At 41.8% G+C, this 26,556-nt stretch carries 21 protein-coding genes; 10 read left to right on the top strand and 11 right to left on the bottom strand.

Annotation, left to right across the window (positions count from 1 at the left end; all coding sequences use genetic code 11):
- Positions 1-318 precede the first annotated feature (318 nt).
- From ACKLNX_RS01175 to ACKLNX_RS01165, 3 genes are all read left to right on the top strand, one after another.
- Complete coding sequence (locus tag ACKLNX_RS01175) at positions 319-831, top strand: hypothetical protein (RefSeq protein WP_412970917.1); 513 nt, start codon at positions 319-321, stop codon at positions 829-831.
- Positions 832-929: 98 nt separating this feature from the next.
- The gene (locus ACKLNX_RS01170) at positions 930-1,397 is read left to right on the top strand and encodes a copper chaperone PCu(A)C (protein WP_412970916.1); all 468 of its coding nucleotides are present in this window, start codon (positions 930-932) and stop codon (positions 1,395-1,397) included.
- Between the two features lie 125 nt (positions 1,398-1,522).
- Complete coding sequence (locus ACKLNX_RS01165; RefSeq protein WP_412970915.1) at positions 1,523-2,617, top strand: PQQ-dependent sugar dehydrogenase; 1,095 nt, start codon at positions 1,523-1,525, stop codon at positions 2,615-2,617.
- Between the two features lie 85 nt (positions 2,618-2,702).
- Here ACKLNX_RS01165 and ACKLNX_RS01160 read toward each other — a convergent pair whose 3' ends face one another.
- Positions 2,703-3,020 (bottom strand): Mpo1-like protein, encoded by a 318-nt coding sequence (locus ACKLNX_RS01160; protein ID WP_412970914.1) that lies wholly within the window; start codon positions 3,018-3,020, stop codon positions 2,703-2,705.
- 259 nt (positions 3,021-3,279) lie between these two features.
- Between ACKLNX_RS01160 and ACKLNX_RS01155 the strand changes: the two genes are divergently transcribed.
- From ACKLNX_RS01155 to ACKLNX_RS01135, 5 genes are all read left to right on the top strand, one after another.
- Complete coding sequence (locus ACKLNX_RS01155; protein WP_411692849.1) at positions 3,280-4,140, top strand: tetratricopeptide repeat protein; 861 nt, start codon at positions 3,280-3,282, stop codon at positions 4,138-4,140.
- 13 nt (positions 4,141-4,153) lie between these two features.
- Complete coding sequence (locus ACKLNX_RS01150) at positions 4,154-4,348, top strand: DUF2065 domain-containing protein (RefSeq protein WP_411692850.1); 195 nt, start codon at positions 4,154-4,156, stop codon at positions 4,346-4,348.
- A gap of 74 nt (positions 4,349-4,422) precedes the next feature.
- Entirely contained in the window at positions 4,423-5,721 is a 1,299-nt protein-coding gene (locus tag ACKLNX_RS01145; protein WP_412970913.1) for an adenylosuccinate synthase, read from the top strand.
- A gap of 206 nt (positions 5,722-5,927) precedes the next feature.
- Entirely contained in the window at positions 5,928-7,337 is a 1,410-nt protein-coding gene (locus ACKLNX_RS01140) for an aldehyde dehydrogenase family protein (protein ID WP_412970912.1), read from the top strand.
- A gap of 9 nt (positions 7,338-7,346) precedes the next feature.
- A complete protein-coding gene (locus ACKLNX_RS01135; protein ID WP_411692853.1) occupies positions 7,347-7,763 on the top strand; it encodes a VOC family protein in 417 nt (138 codons plus the stop codon).
- 48 nt (positions 7,764-7,811) lie between these two features.
- Here ACKLNX_RS01135 and ACKLNX_RS01130 read toward each other — a convergent pair whose 3' ends face one another.
- The 7 genes from ACKLNX_RS01130 to ACKLNX_RS01100 all read right to left on the bottom strand — a co-directional run bounded on the left by ACKLNX_RS01130 (position 7,812) and on the right by ACKLNX_RS01100 (position 19,463).
- A complete protein-coding gene (locus ACKLNX_RS01130) occupies positions 7,812-9,188 on the bottom strand; it encodes a Na+/H+ antiporter NhaC family protein (protein ID WP_412970911.1) in 1,377 nt (458 codons plus the stop codon).
- Positions 9,189-9,198: 10 nt separating this feature from the next.
- Positions 9,199-11,712, bottom strand: a complete 2,514-nt coding sequence (pbp4b, locus tag ACKLNX_RS01125) for a penicillin binding protein PBP4B (protein ID WP_412970910.1) — start codon at positions 11,710-11,712, stop codon at positions 9,199-9,201.
- A 343-nt stretch (positions 11,713-12,055) separates the two neighbouring features.
- Positions 12,056-13,663 carry a diguanylate cyclase gene (locus ACKLNX_RS01120; protein ID WP_412970909.1) on the bottom strand — a complete coding sequence of 536 codons (1,608 nt, stop codon included), beginning with the start codon at positions 13,661-13,663 and terminating at the stop codon, positions 12,056-12,058.
- Positions 13,660-15,168, bottom strand: a complete 1,509-nt coding sequence (locus tag ACKLNX_RS01115; protein WP_412970908.1) for a bifunctional metallophosphatase/5'-nucleotidase — start codon at positions 15,166-15,168, stop codon at positions 13,660-13,662. Before ACKLNX_RS01115 ends, ACKLNX_RS01120 begins: the two co-directional genes overlap by 4 nt.
- Positions 15,169-15,299: 131 nt before the next feature.
- Positions 15,300-16,661 carry a M14 family zinc carboxypeptidase gene (locus ACKLNX_RS01110; protein ID WP_412970907.1) on the bottom strand — a complete coding sequence of 454 codons (1,362 nt, stop codon included), beginning with the start codon at positions 16,659-16,661 and terminating at the stop codon, positions 15,300-15,302.
- A gap of 308 nt (positions 16,662-16,969) precedes the next feature.
- Positions 16,970-17,893: an N-acetylmuramic acid 6-phosphate etherase gene (murQ, locus tag ACKLNX_RS01105; protein ID WP_412970906.1), complete on the bottom strand. Its 924-nt coding sequence runs from the start codon at positions 17,891-17,893 to the stop codon at positions 16,970-16,972.
- Entirely contained in the window at positions 17,886-19,463 is a 1,578-nt protein-coding gene (locus ACKLNX_RS01100; protein ID WP_412970905.1) for a sodium:solute symporter, read from the bottom strand. The genes murQ and ACKLNX_RS01100 overlap by 8 nt, the downstream gene beginning before the upstream one ends.
- A gap of 163 nt (positions 19,464-19,626) precedes the next feature.
- On the opposite strand from ACKLNX_RS01100, the gene alr reads away from it, so the two are divergent.
- Together alr and ACKLNX_RS01090 are read left to right on the top strand one after the other, a co-directional pair.
- Positions 19,627-20,709, top strand: a complete 1,083-nt coding sequence (gene alr / locus ACKLNX_RS01095; protein WP_412970904.1) for an alanine racemase — start codon at positions 19,627-19,629, stop codon at positions 20,707-20,709.
- Positions 20,706-21,599 (top strand): BadF/BadG/BcrA/BcrD ATPase family protein, encoded by an 894-nt coding sequence (locus ACKLNX_RS01090; protein ID WP_412970903.1) that lies wholly within the window; start codon positions 20,706-20,708, stop codon positions 21,597-21,599. The genes alr and ACKLNX_RS01090 overlap by 4 nt, the downstream gene beginning before the upstream one ends.
- A 94-nt stretch (positions 21,600-21,693) precedes the next feature.
- On the opposite strand, the gene ACKLNX_RS01085 is transcribed toward ACKLNX_RS01090, so the two are convergent.
- The 3 genes from ACKLNX_RS01085 to ACKLNX_RS01075 form a co-directional block, all read right to left on the bottom strand.
- Positions 21,694-24,090: a fatty acid cis/trans isomerase gene (locus tag ACKLNX_RS01085; protein ID WP_411692863.1), complete on the bottom strand. Its 2,397-nt coding sequence runs from the start codon at positions 24,088-24,090 to the stop codon at positions 21,694-21,696.
- 216 nt (positions 24,091-24,306) lie between these two features.
- Positions 24,307-25,104 (bottom strand): hypothetical protein, encoded by a 798-nt coding sequence (locus ACKLNX_RS01080; RefSeq protein ID WP_411692864.1) that lies wholly within the window; start codon positions 25,102-25,104, stop codon positions 24,307-24,309.
- Entirely contained in the window at positions 25,101-26,459 is a 1,359-nt protein-coding gene (locus tag ACKLNX_RS01075; protein WP_411692901.1) for a M28 family metallopeptidase, read from the bottom strand. Before ACKLNX_RS01075 ends, ACKLNX_RS01080 begins: the two co-directional genes overlap by 4 nt.
- Positions 26,460-26,556: the final 97 nt, after the last annotated feature.

Here is a 26,556-nt window from a genome sequence, read left to right as displayed (position 1 = left end):
TCGATAACAACAGATTTTATGTTATTGAAATAACTTCTTTTTTTGAATTATCTATGCTGTTTTGGGGGTTCCCACTTTCGTGGGAATGACGTGTTGGGTGTAACAAATTTCAGTGAGTGTAATCCGTCGGTTCTCTGCCTCTAAGGAGACCACCGCCTGCGCGGTGGTGACGGGTAAAAAACTGCCTCTAAAGAGACCACCGCCTGTGCAGTGGTGACGGGCAAGAAATGTATGCCTATTGGACAAAGCATACGAATACAACTACATTTTAATCTAGCCTTAAAACGTATTAGCCGCCAGGGACATGAAAGTATCAGTATGAAAAAATCACTCTTTTATCATGAGAAAAACCATAAGAAGACCTTAGTTGGTATTGGAATCAATATCGCTATTGCGACGATCATGTACCTTGGTGTTGAATATTGGGCGCAACAAAATAGCGAACTAGAGGCCTTAAGGTACTGGTTTGAAATTGGTTATTTCAGCGTATTGATTCTTTTAGTTCTTTTCGCCTTATACTTTTATATAACAAAGAAAACATTTTCTATCAGCGTCGATAGACAGTACTTTGAGGTCAAGGAGCCTCTATTTGAACAATATAATTGGAAACTAAATGTTTCTGATATTGTTGAGATTGATCAACAAACCGATTCTCAAACTGATTATCCAGTTATATTCGTAATTGTATCAGATGGTAGCAAGTACCAACTTACTATAAACCACCAGTACGATATGGAATCCTTATACGATGCGCTAAAAGTTGCAAATAAAGACATCAAACTTCCTACTCCTTATAAATTTCGTGTTCCTGGTTTGAGTAAAAGTAAATAGTGGTTTTTGTTTGAATTAGATAAGGAATATATGTAACCATTTGCAAAGTAAGTTTTAAGGTCTCATCTATGCTCTATTCAATTCAAAAGGAAATGCCCATGCAGTTGTTATCCAAAGTGTTTATTTTAACCATCGTTATTTGCTTGGTGAGTTCTTTTAGTGTGCTTGCACATGGGCACAAAGAAGCAAAAGGAAAAGTGACAGTTGATGCTGCGTGGGCAAGATCAACATTCGCTCTAGCCAAAACGGGCGCTATCTACTTATCTATCAATAACCAAAGCAAGCATGATATTAAGCTTTTAGCGGTTAATGTAGAGGCTTCTATTGCGGATGATGCCCAATTGCATGAAACCCTAATGGGCGATGGAATGATGCAGATGCGTGAAGCTGAGGATGGTTTTGATATACCTTCTGGCTCGCTTTTGAATTTTGAACCCGGTGGTAAACACATCATGCTAATGGGGTTGAAGAAACCGCTCACAGCAGGTGAAGAGTTTTCGCTCTCTCTAGTTTTTGAAAAAAACAAAGTCTTGCGAGTACCGATAGAAGTAAAAGATGCTAGGTAAGCAAGCCTTCAGTTTTAATTGCTTATTGAATAACTTTAAACCCAGGATTAGAACTAAACTTTGAATTGATACAAATAGAATCTATGCCCGTATCAAACACGATAAATTAAGAAAAGAAGAACAATATGCTTAAAACATTTTTAAAAAAATCATTGCTAGCTGCTAGTTTAGGCGCGATATCAATTTCTGCCATGGCAACCGATATCAAGGTTGAAGAAATTGCACTTGGCTTGAAGAACCCTTGGAGCATCGCATTTATGGCAAACGGCGATGCATTACTTACCGAACGTGCTGGTGGACTTCGCAAGCTAACTAAAGCTGGCGAACTTGGCCCAGAAATTAGTGGCTTGCCAGAGGCTGCTGTCGTTGGTCAAGGCGGCATGCTTGGTGTGACATTACACCCTGATTTCGACAAAAACCAATGGGTTTACGTATGCTTATCTGTTGCTGACGGCAATACTCGGGGTAGTGAAGTGCATCGGGGTAAATTAGTCGGTAATACACTAGAGAATGTGACCCAAATATTTGTCGCTCAACCAAAGATAGACAGTGCACATCACTTTGGTTGTCGCTTGGTTTTCGACAATGATAATAAGTTGTTCATTTCTTTGGGCGATCGCACAAAGAAGGAAGAATCTCAATCGACTGATAATCACTTTGGGGTTGTAGTTAGAGTCAATGATGACGGAACTGTGCCAAAGGATAACCCTTTTATTAGCGGAAAAGCGCCGGAAATATTTTCTTACGGTCACCGCAACGTACAAGGCATGACTTTGCACCCAAGTAATGGGCAAGTTTGGACGCATGAACATGGTCCAAAAGGCGGTGATGAAGTTAATATCTTAAACAAAGGCGATAACTATGGCTGGCCCAAAATTACTTTTGGTATTAATTACAACGGTACAGAAATTACGGATAAAACCGCAATGGAAGGTATGCGTCAACCCTTAACTTATTGGGATCCTTCAATCGCTCCAAGCGGAATGACTTTTTATACCGGCGATGAATTTCCTGAATGGAAAGGTAACCTATTCGTAGGTTCATTAAAGTTTAGATATTTAAATAGGATCACGATGGATGGTGAGAAAGTCCTTGCTCAAGAGGAATTGCTTAAAGACCGCAATGAACGTATTCGTGACGTGAAACAAGCACCAGATGGCAGTATTTACGTTTTGACGGATGATGTTAAAGGTAAGGTGTTAAGACTCACAAAAGGCTAAGGCAGACTTAGATCTTGAGTCTAGTAAAACCATTTGAACGGCTAGCTAAAGAAGCTAGCCGTTTTCGTATCTGGCTTTTGAAAGCTTAATTCTGGGGCTTTAACGAAATTTTTCCAATTAAAATATCCTTAAACATCACCCAGTCACCCATTAGACTATAGATGGGGTGCTGAAAAGTAGCTGGCTTGTTGTGTTCATAAAAAAAATGCCCAACCCAAGCGAACCCATATCCAATTAGGGGAATAAGCCACAATAGAACGTATTGGCTAGTGAAAACTGAATAAGCTATTACTATTAGGACCAAACATGAGCCGATAAAATGCAACAGACGACAGGTGCTGTTTTCATGCTCTGATAAGTAATAAGGATAAAACTCTGCAAAACTTTTATATTTTTTTTCCACTTTAACCAACCTTTTTCGACCAGCTTTTAATAAGAGCTTTTATAAGGAGGCTAACTCTTCACTTAATCAAAGAATAAGCCCCTGAATCTTATTTGCTTTCATTCATTTCTAGGTGCTTTTTAAATCACTTTAAAGACCGTTTTCGATAGTAGCATACCGTATTCAATAAACAATTAGTTCGAGCCTGTTGAAAACGGGTTGCTTTCTAGGAATAAAACCCAATAATTACCTGTATCGCATTAAACAAAAAAGCAGAGTTATGTTGCAAGAAGTAAACACAAACCCAGTAGATATTACTTTAGAGAACTTCCAGCAAATTATATTGGAAGATTCAAAAACGAAGGTTGTGATGATTCAATTTTGGGCACCTTGGAGTGAGCCCTGCACCGAGTTAGCGCCACTGTTGCACCGCATTGCAAGCGAGTACCCAAATGACCTACTTTATGCTCGCGTCAATTGCGATGAGCAGCAAGAAATAGCGGGTCAATTTGGTATCAAAGGTTTGCCCACCGTTATTTTGGTGAAAGATGGTCAGCCACTGGATGGTTTTGCTGGTCCACAGGAAGAAAGACAGATTCGCGAGATGTTAGATAAACATTTGCCGAAAGCTGAGGACGATTTACTGAAGTCAGCTGCAGAACTAGTAGAGCAGAATAATTACCATGAGGCTTTTAGTTTTGCGAAACAAGCTTTTGAACTTAACAACGAAAGAGTCGATATTCGCCTAATGATGGCCGATTGCTATGTAGAAGTAGGGCAAGCGGAACTAGCTAAGAAACTCCTTGAAGCGGTGACATTGGCTGATCAAGATGCTAAGTATCATTCGATAGTAGGCAAAATAGAATTAGCAGAGCAAGCTGCTGATTCACCAGAGATCCAACAATTGCAAGCTGAGCTTGATGCTGATCCTGACAATATGGAGTTGAAAGTTAAATTAGCTGTGCAATTGCATCAAGCACATAGAAATGAAGAAGCGCTTATTTTGCTTTTGTCAGTGTTAAGAAAAGACTTAGGTTTTGGTGAGGCTAAAAAAATAACGCTCGATATGATCAATGCATTACCTGACGGTGACCCACTTAAATCACAGTATCGTCGTAAGATTTACAGTTTGCTTTACTAATACTGAGCAATAGATGTTAGAAAGTATCCTATTGGCGCTTTGTTTTCTTTTTATTATTGAAGGGGCGATGCCTTTAATTATGCCAAACAAGTGGAAGCAGTTTTTAATGCAAATGGCGCTACAACCTACTGAATCTCTTCGTCGCATGGGCGGTGTTTTGGTAGTCATTGGCTCTGTAAGTGCCTATTTTCTAATAAGGAATATATAAATACTAAATATGGGGTGATTTTTACCCCATATCTTTGCTAAAATCGCGTCCTAATTTTCTGATATATACCTCTCATGGCTAAAAATGTTGTTGTACTCGGCACCCAATGGGGTGACGAAGGAAAGGGTAAGGTCGTTGACCTTCTAACTGAACAGGCTTCTTTTGTTGTGCGCTATCAAGGCGGACACAATGCAGGTCACACTCTCGTAATTGATGGCGAAAAAACCGTACTTCATTTAATTCCTTCAGGTATTTTGCGTGAAAACGTAAAGTGTGTGATTGGAAATGGAGTGGTATTAAGCCCTGAAGCACTTCTTACTGAAATGGCTATGCTCGAAGAGCGTGGGATACCAGTTAAAGAGCGCTTAGTGATCAGTGAAGCGTGTCCACTAATTTTACCTTTCCACATTGCACTAGATGTTGCACGCGAAAAAGCGCGTGGTAATAAAGCAATTGGCACAACGGGTCGTGGTATTGGTCCTGCATACGAAGATAAAGTATCTCGTCGCGGTTTACGCGTGGGTGATCTCTTTAATCCAGAAGACTTCGCGATAAAGCTAAAAGAAGTGCTTAGTTACCATAACTTCATGCTAACTGAATACTATAAAGTTGAAGCGGTTGACTACGATACAGTGCTTGAACAAGCCTTATCAGTAGCTGATTTGCTTAAATCAATGGTCGTTGACGTTACTGATTTACTTGAAACGGCTAGAAAGAACAAACAAGCCATCATGTTCGAGGGTGCTCAAGGTACTTTGCTAGACATCGATCACGGCACGTACCCATATGTGACTTCGTCAAATACAACGGTTGGTGGTGTTTGTACGGGAGCGGGTTTCGGTCCTCTTCATATCGATTATGTTTTGGGTATTGTGAAAGCTTACACAACACGTGTTGGCTCAGGTCCATTCCCAACTGAGTTAGATTGTGAAGTTGGTCAGCACCTTGGTATCAAAGGCCACGAGTTTGGCGCAACCACTGGTCGTAAACGACGCACGGGTTGGTTTGATGCAGTCGCGATGCTTCGTGCAGTGCAACTGAATTCAATTTCAGGTTTTTGCTTAACCAAACTGGATGTTCTTGATGGTTTAGAAACTTTGCGCATTTGTGTTGGCTATAAAGATGCTGCTGGTAACGTCAGTAAAATTCCACCATTAGCTGCAGAAGGTTATGACCTTGTGACTCCAGTCTATGAAGACATGCCGGGTTGGTCTGATAACACTTATGGTGTGACTACTTACGAAGGTTTACCTACCGCTGCTCAGAACTATATTAAGCGCTTAGAAGAGCTTACAGGCGTTCCTGTTCATATTATATCTACAGGCCCTGATCGTGCGGATACTATGGTCTTGCACAATCCGTTTTCGGATTAAACTATAAAGCGACATTTTCGTAAAAGCTGTCTAAGCTAAGAGCGGAATTCGACAAAACAAATGCTGGCTTGATGTCAGCATTTTTTTTGCCAACTACTTAAGCGCTGCAGAGTCATATAATTTGCAGTTAGGCTTCGGCTAAAGTTTGCTTATAGCAAAGGCTTTGCTACGATGTACTTAATCTATTAATTATCGCGAGTGTATTCATGCAAGAAGTCTCAGATTCAAGGCAACAAGCCAGCCCAAGTTTTTCTAGTGTGGCTATTATTGATGAGTTGAAGCGTACTTTCGCGACGGGGCGGAGCAAGTCTTATCAGTGGCGAGTTGAGCAATTAACGGCTTTAAATCAACTGATTACTGAGAATAGTAAAGACATAATAGCTGCATTACATAGCGATTTAGGAAAAAGTGATACGGAAGCCTGGTTGACTGAAATTGCTTATTCGACAAGCGATATCAAGGGTAACTTAAAACGCTTAAAATCGTGGATGAAACCCAACAAAGTCAGCACGCCACTTATGGCAAAACCAGGCAAGAGTTACACGATAAGTGAGCCCTTTGGCGTGGCTTTAATCATTGGTGCATGGAATTATCCTTTTCAATTAGTTGTTGCCCCTCTTATCGCAGCCATAGCGGCTGGCAATTGTGCTGTCATTAAGCCATCAGAATTGAGCGAGGCGACTTCAGCGCTTATCGCTAAGTTGGTACCCAAATACCTTGATAATAACGCATTCAAAGTGGTTGAAGGCGGCAAAGATGAAACAACAGAGCTCTTAGCCCAAGCGTTTGACAAATACTTTTACACTGGCGGGGAGCACGTCGGTCGAATTGTTATGACTGCGGCAGCTAAACACCTCGCGCCTGTTACTTTGGAGCTTGGTGGTAAAAGTCCATGTGTTGTCGATGGCGCAAGCAATATGGAAATAGCAGTTAAGCGCATTGTTTGGGGTAAATGGATGAATGCTGGGCAAACCTGCGTAGCGCCAGACTACATTCTTATCGAAGAAGAATACCTCGCTGACTTTAGCCAGCGTCTAATTGCCGAAATTAAAGAACAATATGGTAATGATCCCAAAGATAATAAAGACTACGGACGCATTATTAATCAGAGACATTGTGCTCGATTAATTAATTACTTAGATGGTGAATATATTATCCATGGTGGCAAGCACAATATAGATCATTGCTATATTGAGCCCACAGTCCTTGTCCAACCTTCAACTGAATCGGCTGTGATGCAAGAAGAAATATTCGGCCCGATTTTACCGATTGTAACCTGTAAAACTAAATCTCAAATGCTCAATTTTGTGACCAGCAGAGCAAAACCCCTGGCGGCCTATGTATTTACGTCAAATGATAAATTTGAAGCAGAGTTTGTTGAGCAAGTGAGTGCTGGTTCAATTTGTATTAATGACACCAATATTTTTCTCGTGAATCACGACTTACCATTCGGCGGCGTGGGTACGAGTGGTATAGGGCAATATCATGGTAAGGCTGGTTTTGACACTTTCAGTCATAAGAAGTCTGTAATGAAGCGTAGTTTTAAATTTGACGCGCCCTTACGATATGCACCTTTCAGTAAGTTTAAGTTAATGTTACTTAAAAAGTTTTCATAGGAAACTAATATGCCAGCACCTTTTCATCTAGCCATCCCGGTGACTAATTTAGCCGACGCTGAGGGCTTCTATGGCGGCCTAATGAAATGTGAAAAAGGGCGCAGTAGTGAGCAGTGGATTGACTGGAATTTCTTTGGTCACCAATTAGTGACTCATTTAGTTGCTGAAATGCCCAAACTACCAGGGCCAAACGATGTCGACTCTAAGGCTGTTCCCGTTCCGCATTTTGGTGTGGTATTGAATATGGCTGATTGGAGAGCATTAGCCGATAACTTAATATCGTCCAAACAACGTTTTGTGATTGAGCCTTATATCAGGTTCGAAGGTAAGGTTGGCGAACAAGGCACCTTTTTCTTACTTGACCCAGCAGGAAATGCTTTAGAGTTTAAAGCCTTTGCTGACGAAACTCAGTTATTCGCAAAATAGCGCTCAAAGCTCTTTTGAGCGCTTTATCTGTTTTTAGGCAACGTGTTCTTAGAACAATATTTGTAGACTCAATAAGATGTAAGCAATGATGGTTGCACCTCCAACAGAGAGTGCATAAGGCATTTGTGTTTTAACGTGAGTTAACAAATCACACCCTGCGGCAAGTGATGAGATTGCTGTTGTATCAGAAATGGGTGAACAGTGGTCGCCAAAAATCCCACCGCCTAAAATAGCTGCTAATACTAATGAAGGTGGCAGACCTAAAGTGGCGACTAAAGGCATTCCTATTGGGATTAGAATAGCAAATGTCCCCCATGAAGTGCCGGTTGTGAAAGACATAATTGCTCCGGCGATAAACAGCATCGGCACAACAAGAATCAATGGTAGGTTTTCACCTACTAACCCCGATACAAATATACCAGTCCCTAGTTCTCTTAGACTAGAACCCAAGGCAATAGAAAGCAACACTATAGTGACTAAAGGCAATAGTTCACCCATACCATTGAAGCCGATTTTTATAGACTGCTGATGTGTAAAGCGTTTGTGCCATAGCAGAAGTATATAGGCAACAACGCAAGCGAGAAATGTAGCATACAGAACGGATTTACTGCCGCTTCCCTTGGTGATATCGCCATCACCTGTTATGAACATAAAGCCAAACATCCCAATAATCATCACTAACAACGGCACAAGCATGAATCGAGATTTTGTTGCTGGTGTTGCGTCTAATGAGGTTTCTACTGATTCCAGTGCATCTTCCGCTTCTTTCATAGGACCGTGTACTTTATCGAAAAATATAGTGTAGCCGACCACAACAAGCGTTAACCATGCGTAGACATTAAAGGGTAGAGTGCCCCACAACACAGCAAGTGGATCTAGTCCAAGATCGTAGGTACTAATTAAAGCAAGGATGTACGCTCCCCAGCCATTCAACAAGATGAGAATACAAATAGGTGCACAGGTAGAGTCGATGATATAAGCAAGACGTGCACGGCTCATTTTATATTTATCAAATAAGCCACGTGCAAAAATACCCGCGGTGAGCACACTTAAGTTGGATTCAATGAAAATCGCCATTCCGGTAAACATTGTCACGCCACCAACTCGTTTCTTAGAATTGATCAAGCCACTTCCAATCACGCGATTAACGGTAGCACTGACGCCTCCCGAGTCACGAATGAAAGCCAATAGCGCACCAACAAGTAGACTGAAAATAAGTATGCTTGTTGTTCCCGCTGAAGCTGCTGTATTAACAATCCGATCAATTGTATTTATGGGTGTTGATATCACACTATTGGCGCTTAGCTTCATCGCCAGTAAGAGTTCTGAAGACAAGATAGCCAAGAACAAGGCTAAGATAACTTCCTTTTTCCAAACAACAACAGTAATTGCAATAACGGGTGGGAGGATGGTAAGCCATTCCATAGTCTAGTTCCTAGTTTTCATTCTGAAGCTGTTTCTGGGCTTCAAATTCAATGAGTGCTTCGTAAATCATGCTGATGACACTACCATATTTGCCGGTTTCAAACTTGTCTGCGGCAAATTCGTAATCATCTTCAATGGCTGTGACTTTAGAATGACGTTTGTTGCTTAATAAGATAATGGCTAGGTCGTAACTAGGGTCAATCACAACAGCTGTTCCGGTCCACCCGGTATGGCCAAATGCAGATGCACTCGCATAAGGACTGAATAAGTCTTGCTTACTCTTGTCGCTGGCGAGTTGCCATCCCAGACCAATGTTATTTGATTTGCCCGAAGGCTTTATAAAGCGCGCCATGGTCGCTTCATTAAATAGTTTCACATTCCCATAACCGCCACCGTTCAACATCATTTGACTTAATATGGCTAAGTCATCGGTGTTGGAAAAGAGTCCAGCATGTCCAGAAACGCCCTGCATGGAGTAGTAGGCTTTTTCATCATGCACTTCCCCTTGAAGTACGTGCTCGCGAACATTCGGGAAATCTATATGGCGGCCACGGGTATTCCCAAATATCTCGGTGGCAGCGAATTGCTCAGCGCTGAACCCTGCTCTAAGTGGGTTAAACAAGGTGTTTTTTAGTCCTAATGGCGAATAGATTTTTTCTTGGCTATATTCGTCCAAAGACATGCCAGTAACGCGTTCAACCAATAGGCCTAACAACATAAAGTTGGTATCACTGTATTCCTGTGTACTACCCAGCACGGACTCAAAAGGCAGTGCTGTAAGCAGTAAGCGACTTGTTTTCAGCTTATTTTGTGAATAGAAATATTCACCGTACTTGTTATCAGGGCGATAGAATTTAAATTCATCAGCATAGCCAGAAGCGTGAGCGAGTAAATCCCGCACTAGGACAACTTCTCGACCGTTACCACGATACTCCGGAATGTAATAATGCACAGGTCGATAAATATCAATTTCGCCCTCATTGGCCAGTTGCATGATCGCTAAAGTGGTAGCAAAGACCTTCGTGTTGGACGAGAGGTCGAACATATGTTCTGAGCTCATTGCCTCTAACTGCGCTAACGGCTCACCAATCGCATCGTACTTTTTGGCGTAACCGTAGCTTGTTCTCTTAATTATTTTACCTTTATAGACAACGGCTATCGCTGCGCCCGGAAAGCCTTCTTTAACTTCATCTCGAATGAAACGATCAACATGTCGAAACAGAGGTTTAAATGGCGCAACCTCGTATGCCAATGTTGGGTAGGGGATACTTATTTTGATACTTGCGCCAGCGGGTTGCACATTTTCAACACGCAGGCTGTTTTGACCATCTATCGTGCGCCTATGGATAGAAACTCTTGTGCGTTGCGCTTGGTCGAAGTTGCCTAAATTTAACTTTTGTCCATTTATAAATATGTCAGCAGAGCGTGCGTCGGTAGTTTCAATAAACAGCTCGCCTCTGCCTTTATAGGCTTTAAACTGTGCTCGATTGGCTAACTGTTCCTCATTATTGGAAAGCGGCTCAGGGAAGCTCTTAGTCAATTGAGATTGTTGGACACTCTCCTTGATAGCCTGTTTGTTAATTTGGGCACTTAACACTTCAGATTGATAGATTGTATTTAATTGCTCATATTTCTCTGGGAAATACTTATCAAGAAGCGCAAATATAGCGGCTCCGGTTTGATTATCGAACTCGCCCGTAACTTGCCAAGGTAAAAAGTGCATTTGGAACGCCGACAAAGTGTCGATAGTTTGCTGGTCCATTCTTCCAGTTGCGACAAGGTCATATCCGTAGGCGCTTAACGCTTGCTGTATCAGTGCTAAACTTGGTGGTGTTTGATTGAAGGCCAGCCAATGATAACTTAAGCTCTCATTGTCGTACCACGCGCCAATCCCTTCTTGATATAGGCGATACCAAGGAAATTTTGGTCCTGGATCATTTTTTCTTGAGGGGGCAATATCAGAATGGCCAATGACTGCAGTCGGCTCAATATCTGGATTCCGCTCAAGTATTTCTTTCGAGAGTTTGATTAAAATTTGGATTTGTTCTTCTTCGAATTCAGGGAAAATGCACAAATCTCGATTTTTTTCTGCGCCCATTATTTGTGGTGTGATAGCAGAAAGGGAAGCATCTGCGGGATTATCTTCTTGGCAAAAAGGAACGTTAACTATTTCTATGCCAATACTATGATCGTTCAGGCCTGAACGCCCTTGCCAATAACTAAGCCCAGCATGCCAAGCGCGTTTATTTTCATCAACTAATTGAAATGCCTTAAGCCTATCGTGAGGATAACTTGAGTCATCGAGTCGAGGGATTAAATAATGAGAGCTTACATTGCCTTCGGCCACGAGTGCATCGACCGACTCTTGGTAGTTAACCGCAGTAAAATGCATGACCAAGGATTTAACTCGTTCACTATAGTTCTTAGACGGCATTGATTCGATGTCTGAAGTGCTCGTGCAACTCACTAAAAAAACAGCGCTAGCAACGAGTGAAACTTGGGCTAGCCTTATCCATTTTGGCATTATTTTTCCTATACAAACTGTTTGGCTTTGACCCTAAAAAACGACTTCTATTACTCTAAAGACAATTAAAAAGAACATTAAAGAAGTGTATTCAATTAAAGCATTACCTTATATTCGTCAAATCTAACAAGGCATGATGAACAAGACAACTAGATACAGGTATAAAATTTATTTTAGTTTTGCACTAGCAGGAAATTTAGCTCTCGTTACATACGACTATCAGGTGGAAATCGAAAGATCTCATTCAAGCAGTTTCAAAGCCTTACTTGCTGCACTGCTGGCAAATCAAAAGGCTGGCTAATCAAAAGGCTGGTGGGAATTGACTGGTTAATATCAATTAAGTCTATTCAAAGAAACAACAAGTATTTCGTCCCTTTTCTTTAGCTCTGTACAGTGCTTTGTCGGCTTGTAGAACCAAAATCTCTTTTGTGAGATGAGTGTTTTTGTTAAACACTGACGTCGCAGCACCAATACTCACTGTCACGAATGAATTAGTGCTTGCTTTTTCATGCGGTATTTCTAGGCTTTCTATTGCTTTTCGTAAGGACTCTGCCACTGCTTTAGCGCCAGCCAAGTCGGTGTTTGGTAAGATACAGACAAACTCTTCTCCACCAAACCGTCCGCAAAAATCAGTTTGCCTTGATAACGTTTTATTTAATTCGTTTGCCACCAGGCGCAAGCATGCATCTCCGGCTGAATGTCCATAATGATCATTATAGGCTTTAAAGTAATCAATATCGATCATCAGCACACTGACATCGCTTTGACTTCGCAGTGCTAAATCGATGGTTTCGATGAGTTTACTTTCAAATGCTCGACGATTTGGGATGCCGGTTAATGGATCTGTCAGCGTCATATTCAACAATGTACTTTCTTGTTCCTTTACACGCTCTTGATATATCGAAAACATATTGGCGAGCTCAGAAATTTCATCATTCCCTTCTACCGTTATTCTTGCATCTGGGGAGTTAGCAGCCTTTCTAACCTGTCTAGATAGAGCCATCAAGCGTGTGATAATGCGCTTATGCAAGAAGTAAATGATGGCCAAAGCGAGCAATACTGCTAGGGCGCCAGCTGCGATCGTCAGTATTGAATATTGCTGGGTTAACAGCGTAGATTTTCGTGCGTTCTCAATACTCGTTTTATTGACGACATAGGCTTGATATTGCAAGTTACTTGAAGCATCAGCAATCAAATTTCTAACAAAATTATCTCTACCTCGTGTTCGACCTTCAATACGTAATGATTGGATTTTTTGGTTAATCAGGCCTTCGGGGTCAAATAGAAGTGCTTCTATATTCTTGGTATTAAATTGCTCATTCATTTCACTTGCGTCGAATTGAAATTTTAAGCGCTCAAGAATTTCAAGCAAATTGGCTTCAATTTGTCTTATTTCATGAAGTCGACTTTCCTCGGTAATTTTGACGCTTAGTAACAAGGCTTCAACCAGCATACTCTCACTATTACTTGGACCATTAATTTCACGGGTATTTGTTAGTAGCTTTTGTATCTCGGCATTCAGTCGACTTTTGCTATTTTCAAGTTGCTTCTGAAATATAATCCTTTGCAGCACCAACTCGTCGAGTTCGTGAATTTCCTTATAAAGAGTATTTAGGCGAGTAAATAGGAAAGTGCTATCGGTCGAGTTTTTCAATAAGGTGTCGTTAATTTGTTGCATACTTTTTTGGACACTCTCACGCGCCAACTGACGAGCTGGTTTGCTCTGAGCATTTGCTAGAACGGCAGTTAAGGTTGCGAGGTTCTGTATTTGGGTATTTAACGTTGCGGCGTACGAAACTTTCGGTACTGTTTCGTTGGTCAGTTCAGCAAGAATTTTTCCAATTTCCGTTAAACGAATGGTAGAAAATAAAACAACAATTGAGAAGACGGCGACGATAGCAAACTGTGCATAGGTGAATAATCGAATAGTTTGCCTATTATTTACTTTCATTTTTTAGTACTCGCCGAGATATCTGCCAATCGATCATCAATACTACTACTGAGTTTTCCTTGAAGGCGCACATTACGCTGAACTAAATCTGAAATTAATATACTATCTAAAAATATAGAGTCCTGAATTTGTCGACCGGATGCCAAGGTTTTGTAGCCATCGCCTCCATTGTATAAATAGTCTGTAGTTGCCAAGATATACTCTTTTTCAAGATCGATATCCTTTCCTTCTATTTTGGCAGATACAACACGATTACCGGCTTCATTACTGGCATCAAAAACAATACTCATACCTGAGATGTGAGGAAAAGTGCCCTCCAGTTCATTTAAACCTGCAAGACCAACCTCAATCGCATCCAATAATTGTTCACCCCTAATAGAAATAACATTCAGGTTAGTGCGAAAAGGAAGTTCGCTGGCAATAGTCCTTCTTGTTATCACTGCATTCTTTCTGTAAGTCCTGTCGCCTCTAATACTACCGCCGTTTATCAACGCAACGTCGGCGTCGGTAATCTTGCGCATGGTATCCACTACGTAGTTGGCGAAAGCGTTTTGCCCACTTCTAACATCCTCTCGAAGCGTAGAAAATTCACCATCCCAATATCCAATGCGATCATCGAGTAATCTATCAAGTCTAAATTTATACGCATTGACTTGAGCTTGAACAGTCGGATCGGGCGATATGTCAATTAGCTTAACTAGTTCAATGGAACGAATACTAGCGGAGGCATCTACAGCCATTTTGACGACGATTGCCGTGTCGGTAACATCCATACTCATTATCTTAGGATGTTTACTTATTTCTTCACGTTCCGAAGTCGTTAAACGTGGGTTTGATATGTAGGCTATATCAATCACTTTGTTTTGTAAAAGTTGCGGTACAAAATCATAAGGCGAATAATAATGTAGCAAAATAATATCAGCGCCGGCATCTCGTAGGGCCTTGGCTTTGGCCTCTATTGTTTCTAGTGGGTTTTTGACCTTGGCGTTTTTAAGTAAGTATTCCTCAATCAAGCGTTCATTAACTATAGATAAAATACCTAACTTAATATCGCCTTTGGTAATCATCGCGCGGTCTGCAAGTCCATCAAGAAAGGAGTTTGTGCGAGTATCAATGATATTACTTGCTACAATCGGAAATGCAGCTTCGTATGATCTGAGTGATAACTCATCTTCAAAGTAGCTAAAATCACGCTTTGCCACACCCATAGCATCAGGCTCAAGACTATTCAATATATCGATTATATGTGATCCTCGGTCTAGATTAGACAGCGCACTTGGACCGATAGACGCTCCGCCAAAAAAGAAGAATGTATTGCTATTGCGCTCTTTGTTTTGATTGACTAAATGGTGTAATTCAGCAAAGCTGGCTGTGTCTGAGCTTGATATATCAGGCATTTCAGCACTTAGAACAATCGTAGCCTCTTTTACGTCTTGGGCATATGATTGTGAAACAAGTGAGAAGAACAGAATAAGTAAGCTTGATAAGTACGCTAGGTTTTTCATAGTATTCAGTTTAAGTAATAGCTTTTGATTAATTCAGAAACGCATGATTTAAATGTTGGTTGTAACCTTCTCATGGCACTAGAGTGCCACATTTTTGAGCACTAATAAAATACTAAGCACAGAAATTATGCTTAAAGGGGGATAACGTCACTTTCAATAATTGCATATTTCAGTTTGCCATCCTTGCTTAAAAAGCCAGCAGGGACGATGCCAAGGAGCATTCTTTGGTCATCATGCCAGAATTTGGGATTATCAATGGTAACGTAATCAGTTTGATTAGCTAACAATACTGGGTCACCTACAAAATGGCTAAATCCCTGTTTGAGAAGGCTAAAATAACTCTCTTCGTTTAACTGCAGCTTCTCATCTAGCAAGTAAGGTCGACCCGAATTATAGATGTAGCCACTTGCATCAATCGTTCGAAGGCCAAACTGCTCATGTAAATCACCGATTTCTGCAACAACGAAGGCATTCTTGAAGCGAGAGTTTTTGCGAATTGCAATATCTGCAGTATAAGATCCTTCTGCAAATCCCACATTTTTAATCAAGATGTCGCATAATTTATATTCTTGGTTCTCAGGTATTTGCCAATACTTCTCTTCAAGTGCCTCTAGCTTCTCGTCTGTATTCCAGTTGTCTTGATTGCACAGCATGTTGAGAGCATGTATCAATACACAAACGTTCATTGTACGGGCAACTTCGCGATTAGCATCGTCAGGGTAATGACCTGATTCAATCAAAATGGTACTTACCTCACGCTTTGCAATTTGGTCACCGAACGAGCGTGCAGAAAACTCATCATCGTAGCGGGCAATACCTTTAGGCAAAAGTGAATTTGACTGTGATTTCATTAGCGCTATCAATGCCATCGCTTTACGACGCGATAGGTTTACGGTTTTATCAACATCAAATGCAGGCGCAAGAAAAGCAAGTGTCGAGGACTTACCGTCAACACCGCAACGATAGTAATCGTGTTGGTCATGTAAATTGAATGCGTAATCAGGGCAAAGTTCAGTCACTAAACTATCAAGTATTTTGCCTTCCGGCGTTTGGAGGGCGAGCGCATCGCGGTTAATGTCAATACATTGCGCATTTTCTCGTGTTGCGGCTTGGGCGCCATCTGGATTGAGCATAGGAACAATGTGCAGTGTTATTAAGTTTTGCCAATTGGTATCTAATCTATCGTTTAGTAAAGGCTTTGTGTCTTCGCTACTGAGCAGATGGAGGATATCTAAAACAGCAGCTGTGGCCGTCGATTCATCACCATGCATTTGGCTCCACATCAAAACTTTGATTGGACCTGTGCCTATACTGAAACAACTAATAGGCAGGCCCGAGAAAGAATGCCCGACCAATCTGCTCTCAATATCATTACGCACTGATAAATCAATCATCAGCTGTTCAATATGCGCAGGCATGATTTGCTTTCTGTCAAGATTAGCAACGCGGTTTTCATGGAGCATTTTCAGCTCGTTGGATGAGAGTAGTTTCATCAATTATCCATTAGTACCAGGTGTTGAATCAGAACACCGAAGTGGTTTTAAACTTATACACTATGAATCTTCGTAAAGATGCATCTATGTTACTGGTCAGCGTTGGTACAGCTCGTATAGCTTTATCAGTGGTCATGTTAGGACTTGTTTCTTTCTCAGGCCCATCTATGTGCTTTCCATTTGGATTTTTGCGTTTGAAACGATAAATGCCACATCGTTTTCTGTAGAGGTTTTCATCATGTGGTGCAAAAAGCGTGACTACTTCAATATTGTTCTCTAAAAAAACTCTAGTAAATGCCCATTTTTGTTTATTGATTACTATTCAATGCAGTTCGCAGAAATCCATCACTCTGCTTCAACAAATTTTCACACGTTTCAATGTCGTTATTTGTAAGTATCTTAAGTATAGCAAGCTTGGCGTTGTTATTCGAAATTGCTAGCGCTTCAACGGCGACACTTTCTTCACAGTCGGTTGCCTGCATGACAATTCGAATGGCTCTCGCAAGTAGCTTTTGGTTTGTTGCGTTTACATCAACCATTAAATTTTTATAGGTTTTACCTAATTTGATCATGCTGGCAGTGCTGATCATGTTTAAAATCAACTTCTGAGCTGTGCCTGACTTCATCCGAGTTGAGCCCGTTAATACTTCCGGCCCAACATTGGCACAGATACCAATATCTGCAATGTCGATAAGTGGGGCTTGAGGATTACAAACAATGCAGGCTGTCGTTGCATTCAATGAATTTGCAAACTTTAATGCACCAATTACATAAGGGGTACGTCCACTTGCGGCTAAACCAATCAGCATGTCTTTTTTGCTAAATTGAATGTTCTCGAGATCTTGTTGTGCCGCATTGCTATCGTCTTCGGCTCCTTCAACCGCGTGTATAAGGGCTCTTTCACCACCCGCTATTAGACCGACGACAATATTATCTGAGACACTGAATGTGGGACGGCACTCTACGGCATCTAATATACCGAGTCTGCCACTTGTGCCAGCGCCAATATATATGAGTCTGCCTCCATCCTTCAAACAATCAACAGCGACATCTACTGCTTTGCTAATGTCGGGTATGGCTTTCGAAACAGCGGGAGCAACTAGTGCATCCTGTTCGTTAATGCATTGCAATACTTCGACTGTACTCATTAAGTCAATGTGCTCACTTGCTGAGTTTATTGCTTCAGAAGGAATGCTATTTAGCTCATTCAGTATGTCGTGGGTATCAGTCATTGTTAGCCTTTGCGGAATTGTTGTTACCTAACATGCACACTGCAGTAGCGACTGTCGTTGCGATAAGCAGTTGCCAAGAGAAACCTAAACTGAATTGATATTCTTCAGGAAGGTATAAGCCCATTATATAAGGTTGCATCAACACTGGGATGATAAATCCGATGAATAATGCCGCGATAATTGAGAATGGAGAGCCTCTAGTACTGAACAAGGCAGTGAAGTAAATACCGAGTAAGCCACTATAAGAGAAAATCATCACACTAAGCGCGAAGGCAAGCAATGGCATATCGCTGTGCTGTTGCCAGTAAAAGCACAATGCGGCCATTAGACTTAGTGCTATTGCTACAACAATCATACTGATTCTTCCAGCCATTACCGTTTGACTTTCAGACAGTGTTTTTCCGCGGCTAAGTAGCATGCCACGATAGATATCTTGAACCGCTACAGAGGACATTGAATTTAGACCTGAATTCAGAGTCGATAAGGCTGCTGCAATAATACCAATTGTTACTACCGCTTTGATGCCGTTAGGTAAATCGGTGAGAACGTAATACATGAATATCGTCACGGTTTGGCCTACAAATTCTGGCGTAGGCACTTCTCCGTTAGCAATACTTTGGCTCATCAAGTCGGGGCGTTGATAATAAATATAGAGTAGCATTCCAATAACGACAAAAATCAGAACTACCGGTATGCCCATAAGTATTGAGGAGGTTAAAGCTTTCGTTGCCTCTTTAGAATCTTTGCAGGTGAGCATGCGTTGAGTGACATCCTGATCCATACCAAATGCGGCAATATTCAATAACACAAAACCGGTGATCACTGACCAAAAACCAAATACACCTGAAGGTGAAAAATCCAATGAAAAGTCGATTAGTGTCAGTTTGGATTGGGAGCCATCACTCGGGTTTTGTAGCGCATTTATGATCGCACTGAAATCAGCAGGGATGCTATACAACAAATACCCCAGCACTAGCAATGCAGCAGAGATATACACAATACATTGAATCACGTCGCTATATATTACCGTGCGAATGCCGCCGTAGACGGTATAGATCAATCCGACAGTCGCTATTAATGCGATAGAAATGATGACACTAGAGGCTTCGATATTACCGAACAAGATCATAGCAATCGCGATGGCTGCCATGTATAGCCTAGCGCCACTTGCAAATAAACGTCCAACTAAATAAACCGAACCAGCTTGATATTTGGCCTGATCGCCAAAGCGTTGTGCTAGCAATTCATACACCGTAAATACTTTAAACTGGTAGAATTTGGGTAGTAAGAAGCGAGCGACGAAAAACGCAGCTATGAAACCTGCTAAATTAGTTGCGAGGTAAGTTAGATCGCCACGATAACCTTGGTCTGGACCACCAAGAAATGTTGCAGCACTCTGTGAGGTTGCCAATACCGAAATAGCAACCACCCACATAGGTATCGATTTCCCACCGAGAAAGTAGTCATTTGAGGTTGCCGCTTGGCGGTTATATAACCAGCCACTGGTAATAAGTATCAGTCCGTAGCCAGCAAAAATAAGCCAGTCGATTGTAGAAAATTGGTCAATCATAACGCTCTTTTAGTTATTTTGAGGGCGATATCTACTTTCAAAAAGCTTGAAAGCGATTTTTTGCCCATTCGCTTGATTTATCTTGCCATTAACCCATTAATCATGATGAAAAACAAGTTTCACTAGTTTACTATCAACCTACTAATTAACAGGATATTTCTTTTTGGCCAGATATACTCACGCTAGCATCGATCTCGGTGCCTTAAAACATAACTTTGCAGCGATGAGCTCCTGCGCACCAAACAGCAAACAAGTGGTTGTTGTGAAAGCAGACGCCTATGGAAATGGTGCGCTTGCGGTAGCGAATTGCTTGCGTGATGAAGCCGACATGTTTGCTGTTGCCTTCCTCGATGAAGTGTTTGAATTGAGAGAAGCGGGAATTACTCAGCCCATCCTCGTGCTTCAAGGCCCGCATCAGGAACAAGAGTGCGAGTTAAGCAAAGTCCTTAATGTGGTTTGGATGCTGCATGTTGAACAACAACTTAATTGGATCAACAAGCGCATCGCAAACAACGAACTAGATGAAAGTCATCATTGGGTGAAGTTTGATACCGGCATGCATCGCCTAGGTTTAATGATTGAGGATTACCAACAGCTTGCTGAAGCATACCCCCACATATTTCATAAAAATACGGTGATTGCCACGCATTTAGCCACAGCTGATGAGCCTGATAATAATGCTTCAAGTATCGCTATTAATAAATTTATGAATGTCATGTCGCAACGACATGATTGTTTATCCATCGCCAATTCAGCCGCTAATATTTGTTTACCCGATTCCGCAAAAATGTGGAACAGAATGGGAATATCACTATATGGCAGTTCACCATTTGAAAATAATGAGGTGGCGGTTCTCTTAAAACCAGTGATGCAATTAAATAGTGAAGTGATTGCATTACGCACTATTGCAGCAGGTGAATCGGTTGGTTACGGTGCCACTTGGACTGCCAAACAAACATCTGTAATCGCAACCGTTGCGATAGGCTATGCCGATGGCTATCCGCGTCACGCGCCAATTGGCACCCCAGCACTTTTCGAAGGAAAGGTAGGGACGTTAGTCGGGCGTGTTTCAATGGATATGCTGACCTTTGATGTTACTGATATTGAAAATATAGAAATTGGAACGAAAGTTGAATTATGGGGGAAAAACCTGCCCATAAACGAAGTTGCTAAAAAGATTGGCACAATTGGCTACGAACTGATGACACGAATTTCGAAGCGAGTTCCTCGGAAATTCGTAGAATGAGCTATTTCGTTGGTATAGATGCGGGTGGTACTCACTGCCGAGCATCCTTATATGACGACAAGGCTAGACTCTTAGGTTCAGGTAAAGCCGGCCCAGCCAACGTTTTTAATGATTTTGCCTCAGCCATGCAGCAAATTGAGCATGCAATTTCACTTGCTATTAGCGATTCAAAGATTCATACCGATTCATCAAATATTGTTGTTGGTGCAGGGTGCGCCGGTGGACAAACCGCTCTTGCGAAAGAACAACTCTTGAAGTGGCGGCACTCCTTTAAACAGTTTTATATGATCAGTGACTTACATGCCAGTTGTTTTGCAGCGAACAAAGGTGATCCTTGTATCGTGATCATAACAGGCACGGGTTCATCTATTGCACATTATCAAGCGTCTAACGTCGCTCAATATGGCGGCCATGGTTTTTTTCATGGAGATGATGCTAGCGGAGCTTGGTTGGGTTTAAGTGCGGTGAAACTACTTTTAAAATCTTATGATCACATTGTGCGTGATGATGAGTTTTGTTCTGTAATTTCAAAAGAACTTGAGCTAGATTACCCACCTTCAGAAGCCAATAAAGCTAAGCATATTGATGCAATTTTAACTCGCTTCAAACTCAAGCGCGCGACTGACTATGCTGTTCTTGCTCCGATCATCGTAGACTTATATAAATCTGACAATAAAACGGCAAGAACATTACTAGAGAAAGGTAGGGATTATCTGATTTCTGTGCTGCAAGCCAACAAGCTAAGTTCAGATAAGCCGATATTCATAACCGGTGGTTTGGCAAGTACTTATCAACCTCTACTGGCGCAACAATTAGCTCAGGAAATCAATATTATGCAGGGCTCCGCGCAAGAGGGAGCTATGTTATATGCTAGATTGCAAGCGGACTAAGGAAATAATCCTACGAGCCCTAATCCGCGTCCTCACAAAATCAGTTTGAAGCCCAATTTGCAATTAGATTCCATGCCGACAATGACTCACATCACTACCTATTCTCCAACCGGTTATAATCCAACCAACCTCCGTCAACAGGGTTATGTTGTAAATATGCAGCGTGCAGTTTATCACTGAAGGACCAAAAATCTGGCGCGGTGCGTCGCACTCCATACTTATCCATTAAGCGAGTATAATCTAACTCAGATCTGATCCGTTCAACATCGGCGACCATGCCAGCAATCTCACTTTCGTTAACATGCAAAAAGGCATCGGGATAGCTACCCAAAATGCCATGTACCAAAGTTACCGTATCGTTTTTGATATCTCGGTTATCATCTTCATTAAACAAACTATTCACATTGTAATGGGCGCTGTTGCGGATAAGTGTGAAAATTTCAGGGGAGTGGCTTGTGTTCGACTCAACCATGATCATTGTGAGTTCAGGCAAGATTGAAGCACCTTTACCATTCACGCGATTAAGTTGGCGCAGCAAGGCCAAACTGTTTTCCTTCAATTCGCTTGTGCTAAGTTGATAACTATTTGGTTGAACATCTTTAAGATGCGCCTTAAATTTCGTGTATAGCTCTTGCTTAGGGTCAGTGGTAGAAAATTGAATACCACTTGGATGGGTAAACGGATCCACGTTTCCTTCAAAATATTCAGTTAACTCATCTCCTGCCTTTTGATACCAAGATTTTTGTTCTTTTAGGCGTTCGCTTGGGGGTAAGAAGGCGAGGAAATTGGATTCTCCTTCAAGGCGCAAGAAATCCATGTAAAGGCGAGTTAAAAGTTGGTGACCATAGTTGCCGTAAACGTCAAAACCAGCTACTAATAAATAGTGGATTCGCTCAAGCAAGACATAGTCGATTACCCACGCTGTTTTCGGGGGCGTGCCGATTAAACCTTTCACAACTGTAGCGTTATCAAAGTGGCGAAATACCGTTAAACTTGCATTTTTGTTTTGTGCATCACCATCCCAAATAGCATCAACGCGAAGGTGCTCTGCATTTTCGAAGTTATCGTTTAGAAACTTATTACGTGCTTGTTGATAGTCACTTTGGCGACCAGCATACTTTATCCAATCACTTGCTAAGGCAGTACTTTCTTCTTGTGCAGGCATTCGTAAATTTTCTGTTTGCGAGGCGTAAAATGCGTTTAATTTTGGACTATCAACAAAATCAGGGTCGACAAAAAACACCCAAAATCTGTCGTTAATCACGTTTAGTGCAACTTGGCCACGACAAACTGGACCTTTGATATAGCCCATAATGGTGTTTTCAGCACGCTCCAGCATAAACCGGTAGCGTGAATCCTCTGGCAATTGCTCAAATGCTATAAGCGGATTGGCGGCAACCTCGGGGGCGTAACCGGGTAATTTGTTCACCTTATAGTCGGCGTTTATAAACCACTTTTCCCACTTATCCATTAACTTTTTATCAATTGCATATGGCTGATGGGTTTTATTCACAATAGTCGAGGTGACGGCTTGCAGCCGATAATAAACGCGTTCAACTCCTGGATCATCAAATGGGCGTGTCCCTGCAATCACTTTAATGGCTTGACCGGTTGGTGTGCTGGATCTATATAATTTAAAAAACTGAGGCTGTGTATTGCTTGTCGTAATTTCACTAAAATAAAGGTGCGTGGTAAATAAATGTTCGTAGATATAACGCGCACTTAGCTGCATTTTGAGGGAATCACCGTTTAGAAACAACTCGAAAGCGTCGACAGCACTTCGCTCTTCACTCGACATGTTCTTCACCGAAGGCATTCTCGCGCCTTGCTCTAACCATGTCATTAATGTTTTATCTTCGGACTCTGTTAAACCGGGCAAGCCGTATGGCATACCAGCAAAAGGTTGTTCTTGCGCATATTGATCAAATTCTTCAATAGTCGGGCATTGTTGCTCGCGACTCATGCTCACATCAAAGCGCTTATCCAATAATTTATGATTGGGTAGAGGATGTTGTTGTTTTAGCTTGAGCATGCGTGCTAACACACTGGCTTGCGTATTCGCTGCGCGCGTTTGTTCACGTTCGTTCAGAACGGGGAAAAAATCTCGCTCCCGCCATTGCTGTGTTTCAAAAGCATCGATAAAGAGTCGATTGGGCGTGGCTGCAATTAAACGCGCGCCATCATATACTTTCTGTTCGTTGGCTCCTCGTTCGATCCCCTCTACTGAAGTCATTTTCAATTGACATGGTGCATCGTAACAGGCGTGGCAAACGACACATCGACTTTCAATGATAGGTTTGGCTTCTTGCGTAAAAAAGTCAGGATATTGGGTATTAAAAGAAGTGTCAGTCGCAGTGCTAACATCACGGTTAGTCGTATCAGCATCACCAAACTTGTCGTCTAAACTAAAGTTGGCGAGAGTTGCACACCCTGATGCGATAAAAAATGTTATCACGCAGGCTTTAAAGAAAAAGGAAGGGGTTGAACTCATTAATACTCCACGAAAAGGTACTGCAGTTGTTTATTTTCGCAGTGTAATTTTGTTGATAGGGAACAGCTTCGGAAAATACCGAATTCAGCGCTATGTTATACGCCTAGCCTAACATTTAGATTACTGGTTTCAAATAAGTTTTGCGAGATGAAATTGATATTATCGGCTATATCAAGGTCTGTATATCTCTCGTATCAGAAGGCCAAGTCACTAACATCACCATTTACGCACCATGTCGGAATAAACTTCTACATCAAGCAAACTCTCTCTGTTTAGATCAAGCTTCAACAATTCCGAATAACGACCACTTTTTTGTAAGCTGTCGATACCGCTTTCGAAATCCTTGATAACTGCCTGAGCATCTGGATATTCGCGATTCATCGCTAAGCTGATGTCTACCTTAATTAATGCTGCTTTGGACATATAAAGTGGTTTCAGACCTGCGTTTACAAGTAATAAATTAGCTTCTTTTGCGATGGCTTTGTCTACCAATAAATAATCAACTCTTCGTTCAGCTAGCTGTTTCAGATTATCGAAAAACGTGGGTGATCGAGCCCAGCGAACTTCGCGCTCTCCTCGCAGTTGGTCAGTATTGGCGAATCTGTTTTCTATGCCGACACGCTCTCGATAGAGTTGCTCAAGTCGCGTTATGGATTCGGCTTTTCGGCTGCGCGAGACCAAATGCAAGTTCATTTGCATATAGGGTTTAGAATATATGTAGCGATCACCTTCGTTGTTCAATGAGTAGTGATCAATGTAGCCGGAGAACTTTCCTGAGCGTAAGCCACTTCCAGACCAAGCTTGGGTAGTGGCTGTTATATTTACTTGCCTAGAAGCGAGTGCCGCGCTGACTAAATCCATTTGTCTAGCCGGTAGCTCATGTTCGTCAATATAGGTAACAACTTTATTACCTACGAGTTTGAGAGTATTAGCCTGAGAGCCTGTTGACACAAGTACAGTAATCAACATCAAAATGAACGAAAACGTTTTGTTTATCATGCCTTTCTTTCTCATTCTCCAAACGCTCCTGCTGCACCAGGGAATACCACGGGACTTTCAAAGCCATCTTCGCTGACGCTAGCAACGCCAAAGAAATAGTTATCGATAACGACATTCTCTAAAGTTGCAGTAGTCACATTCCCTACATATTTACTGTATTGCCATTGAGGCGCGTCAGTTAAACGCCAATATACTTTGTAGCCCTTCAGATGCGGATTGTTAGGAGTAGGGCTAAGGTCATCATGAGGCTTCCAGCTTAATGTGGTCGAAGCTTGCACTGCGCCGCTAATGTTGACATCGGCCGGTGGATTAGGCGCATTTGCCATACCAGCTAATGAAACGGCATTAAGTGCCGTGAGTTTTGCAGCGTACTCGAAGTTAACGCCCTCTATCGTATCGCCATATACGATCCCATTCTCGGTTCTAAGATCTTGATGTTGTCTGTTGTAATTTTCATTGGTTTCCATAATGCGAACACCAGGAAAGCCAAGATCGTTGAACGGGCGATGATGTCCACCGCGTCTGAAACGGTCGAGACGATAAACGACCATCGTGTCTAAATTTTCAATATAGCGATCTGCCATTAAATCGATGTAGCGTGCTAAATTGCGGCTGGGACTATCTACTTCACCACCAGTGAATCTGCGATAATTCGCCTCTTCTGGTGTTTCGGTGTTTCGCGTTCCTTCAGCGAAGATGCGAGCAGTTGTATTATTGATGACACCATTAACACCCTCTATGTTGCCAATCATGTCATTGTTTAATACCGCTTTTAATCGCCAGTTATTTGCTTTTGCATATTCGGCTAGAATTTTGCCGCCAAAGAGGCCTTGTTCTTCACCGGCAAGTGCTGCGTAAACAATACTTCCTTCAAATTGATGTTTACTCAATACCCTTGCTGCTTCCAATGTGCCAGCTACGCCAGATGCATTATCATTCGCTCCGGGGGAGTCTGATTCACTATCCATTACATCAGATACTCGAGAATCAATATCACCACTCATCATGACGTAGCGGTTTGGATCGCTGGTACCTTTTTGAATGGCAATTACACTAACTATTTCTGTCGCGTTTGGGATGCGGCTTTCGCCAGATATAACTTGAGATTGAAAAAATACTTCTAAACAGCCATTACATTCCATTGATATTTTTTCAAACTCTTCTTTAATCCAACGTCGTGCGGCACCAATTCCACGAGTTTCAGACTCAGTTTCTGAAAGCGTATGGCGGGTACCAAAACTCACCAGAGTACGAATGTCTTGTTCAATGCGTTTCGCTGAGACATCTTTAGCAATGCCGTGCAAAAGAGCCTGATCAGTGTAGCTTAACGCGTTGCTTGGCGTTTGTTGTGCATTAACGGTTGCTAGCATTGAGGAGGAGAATATCAATGCACTACAAGCAAATGTGTTACCAAGCTTCTTTAAAAATACTGATTTACGCATGTATGTTCCTCAAAAGGTTCGTTGC

The sequence above is a fragment of the Glaciecola sp. MF2-115 genome, from assembly GCF_047250385.1.
Classification (GTDB): domain Bacteria; phylum Pseudomonadota; class Gammaproteobacteria; order Enterobacterales; family Alteromonadaceae; genus Glaciecola.
Note: the sequence above shows the minus strand (reverse complement) of the source record. Positions and strands in the feature narration are given on the sequence as shown.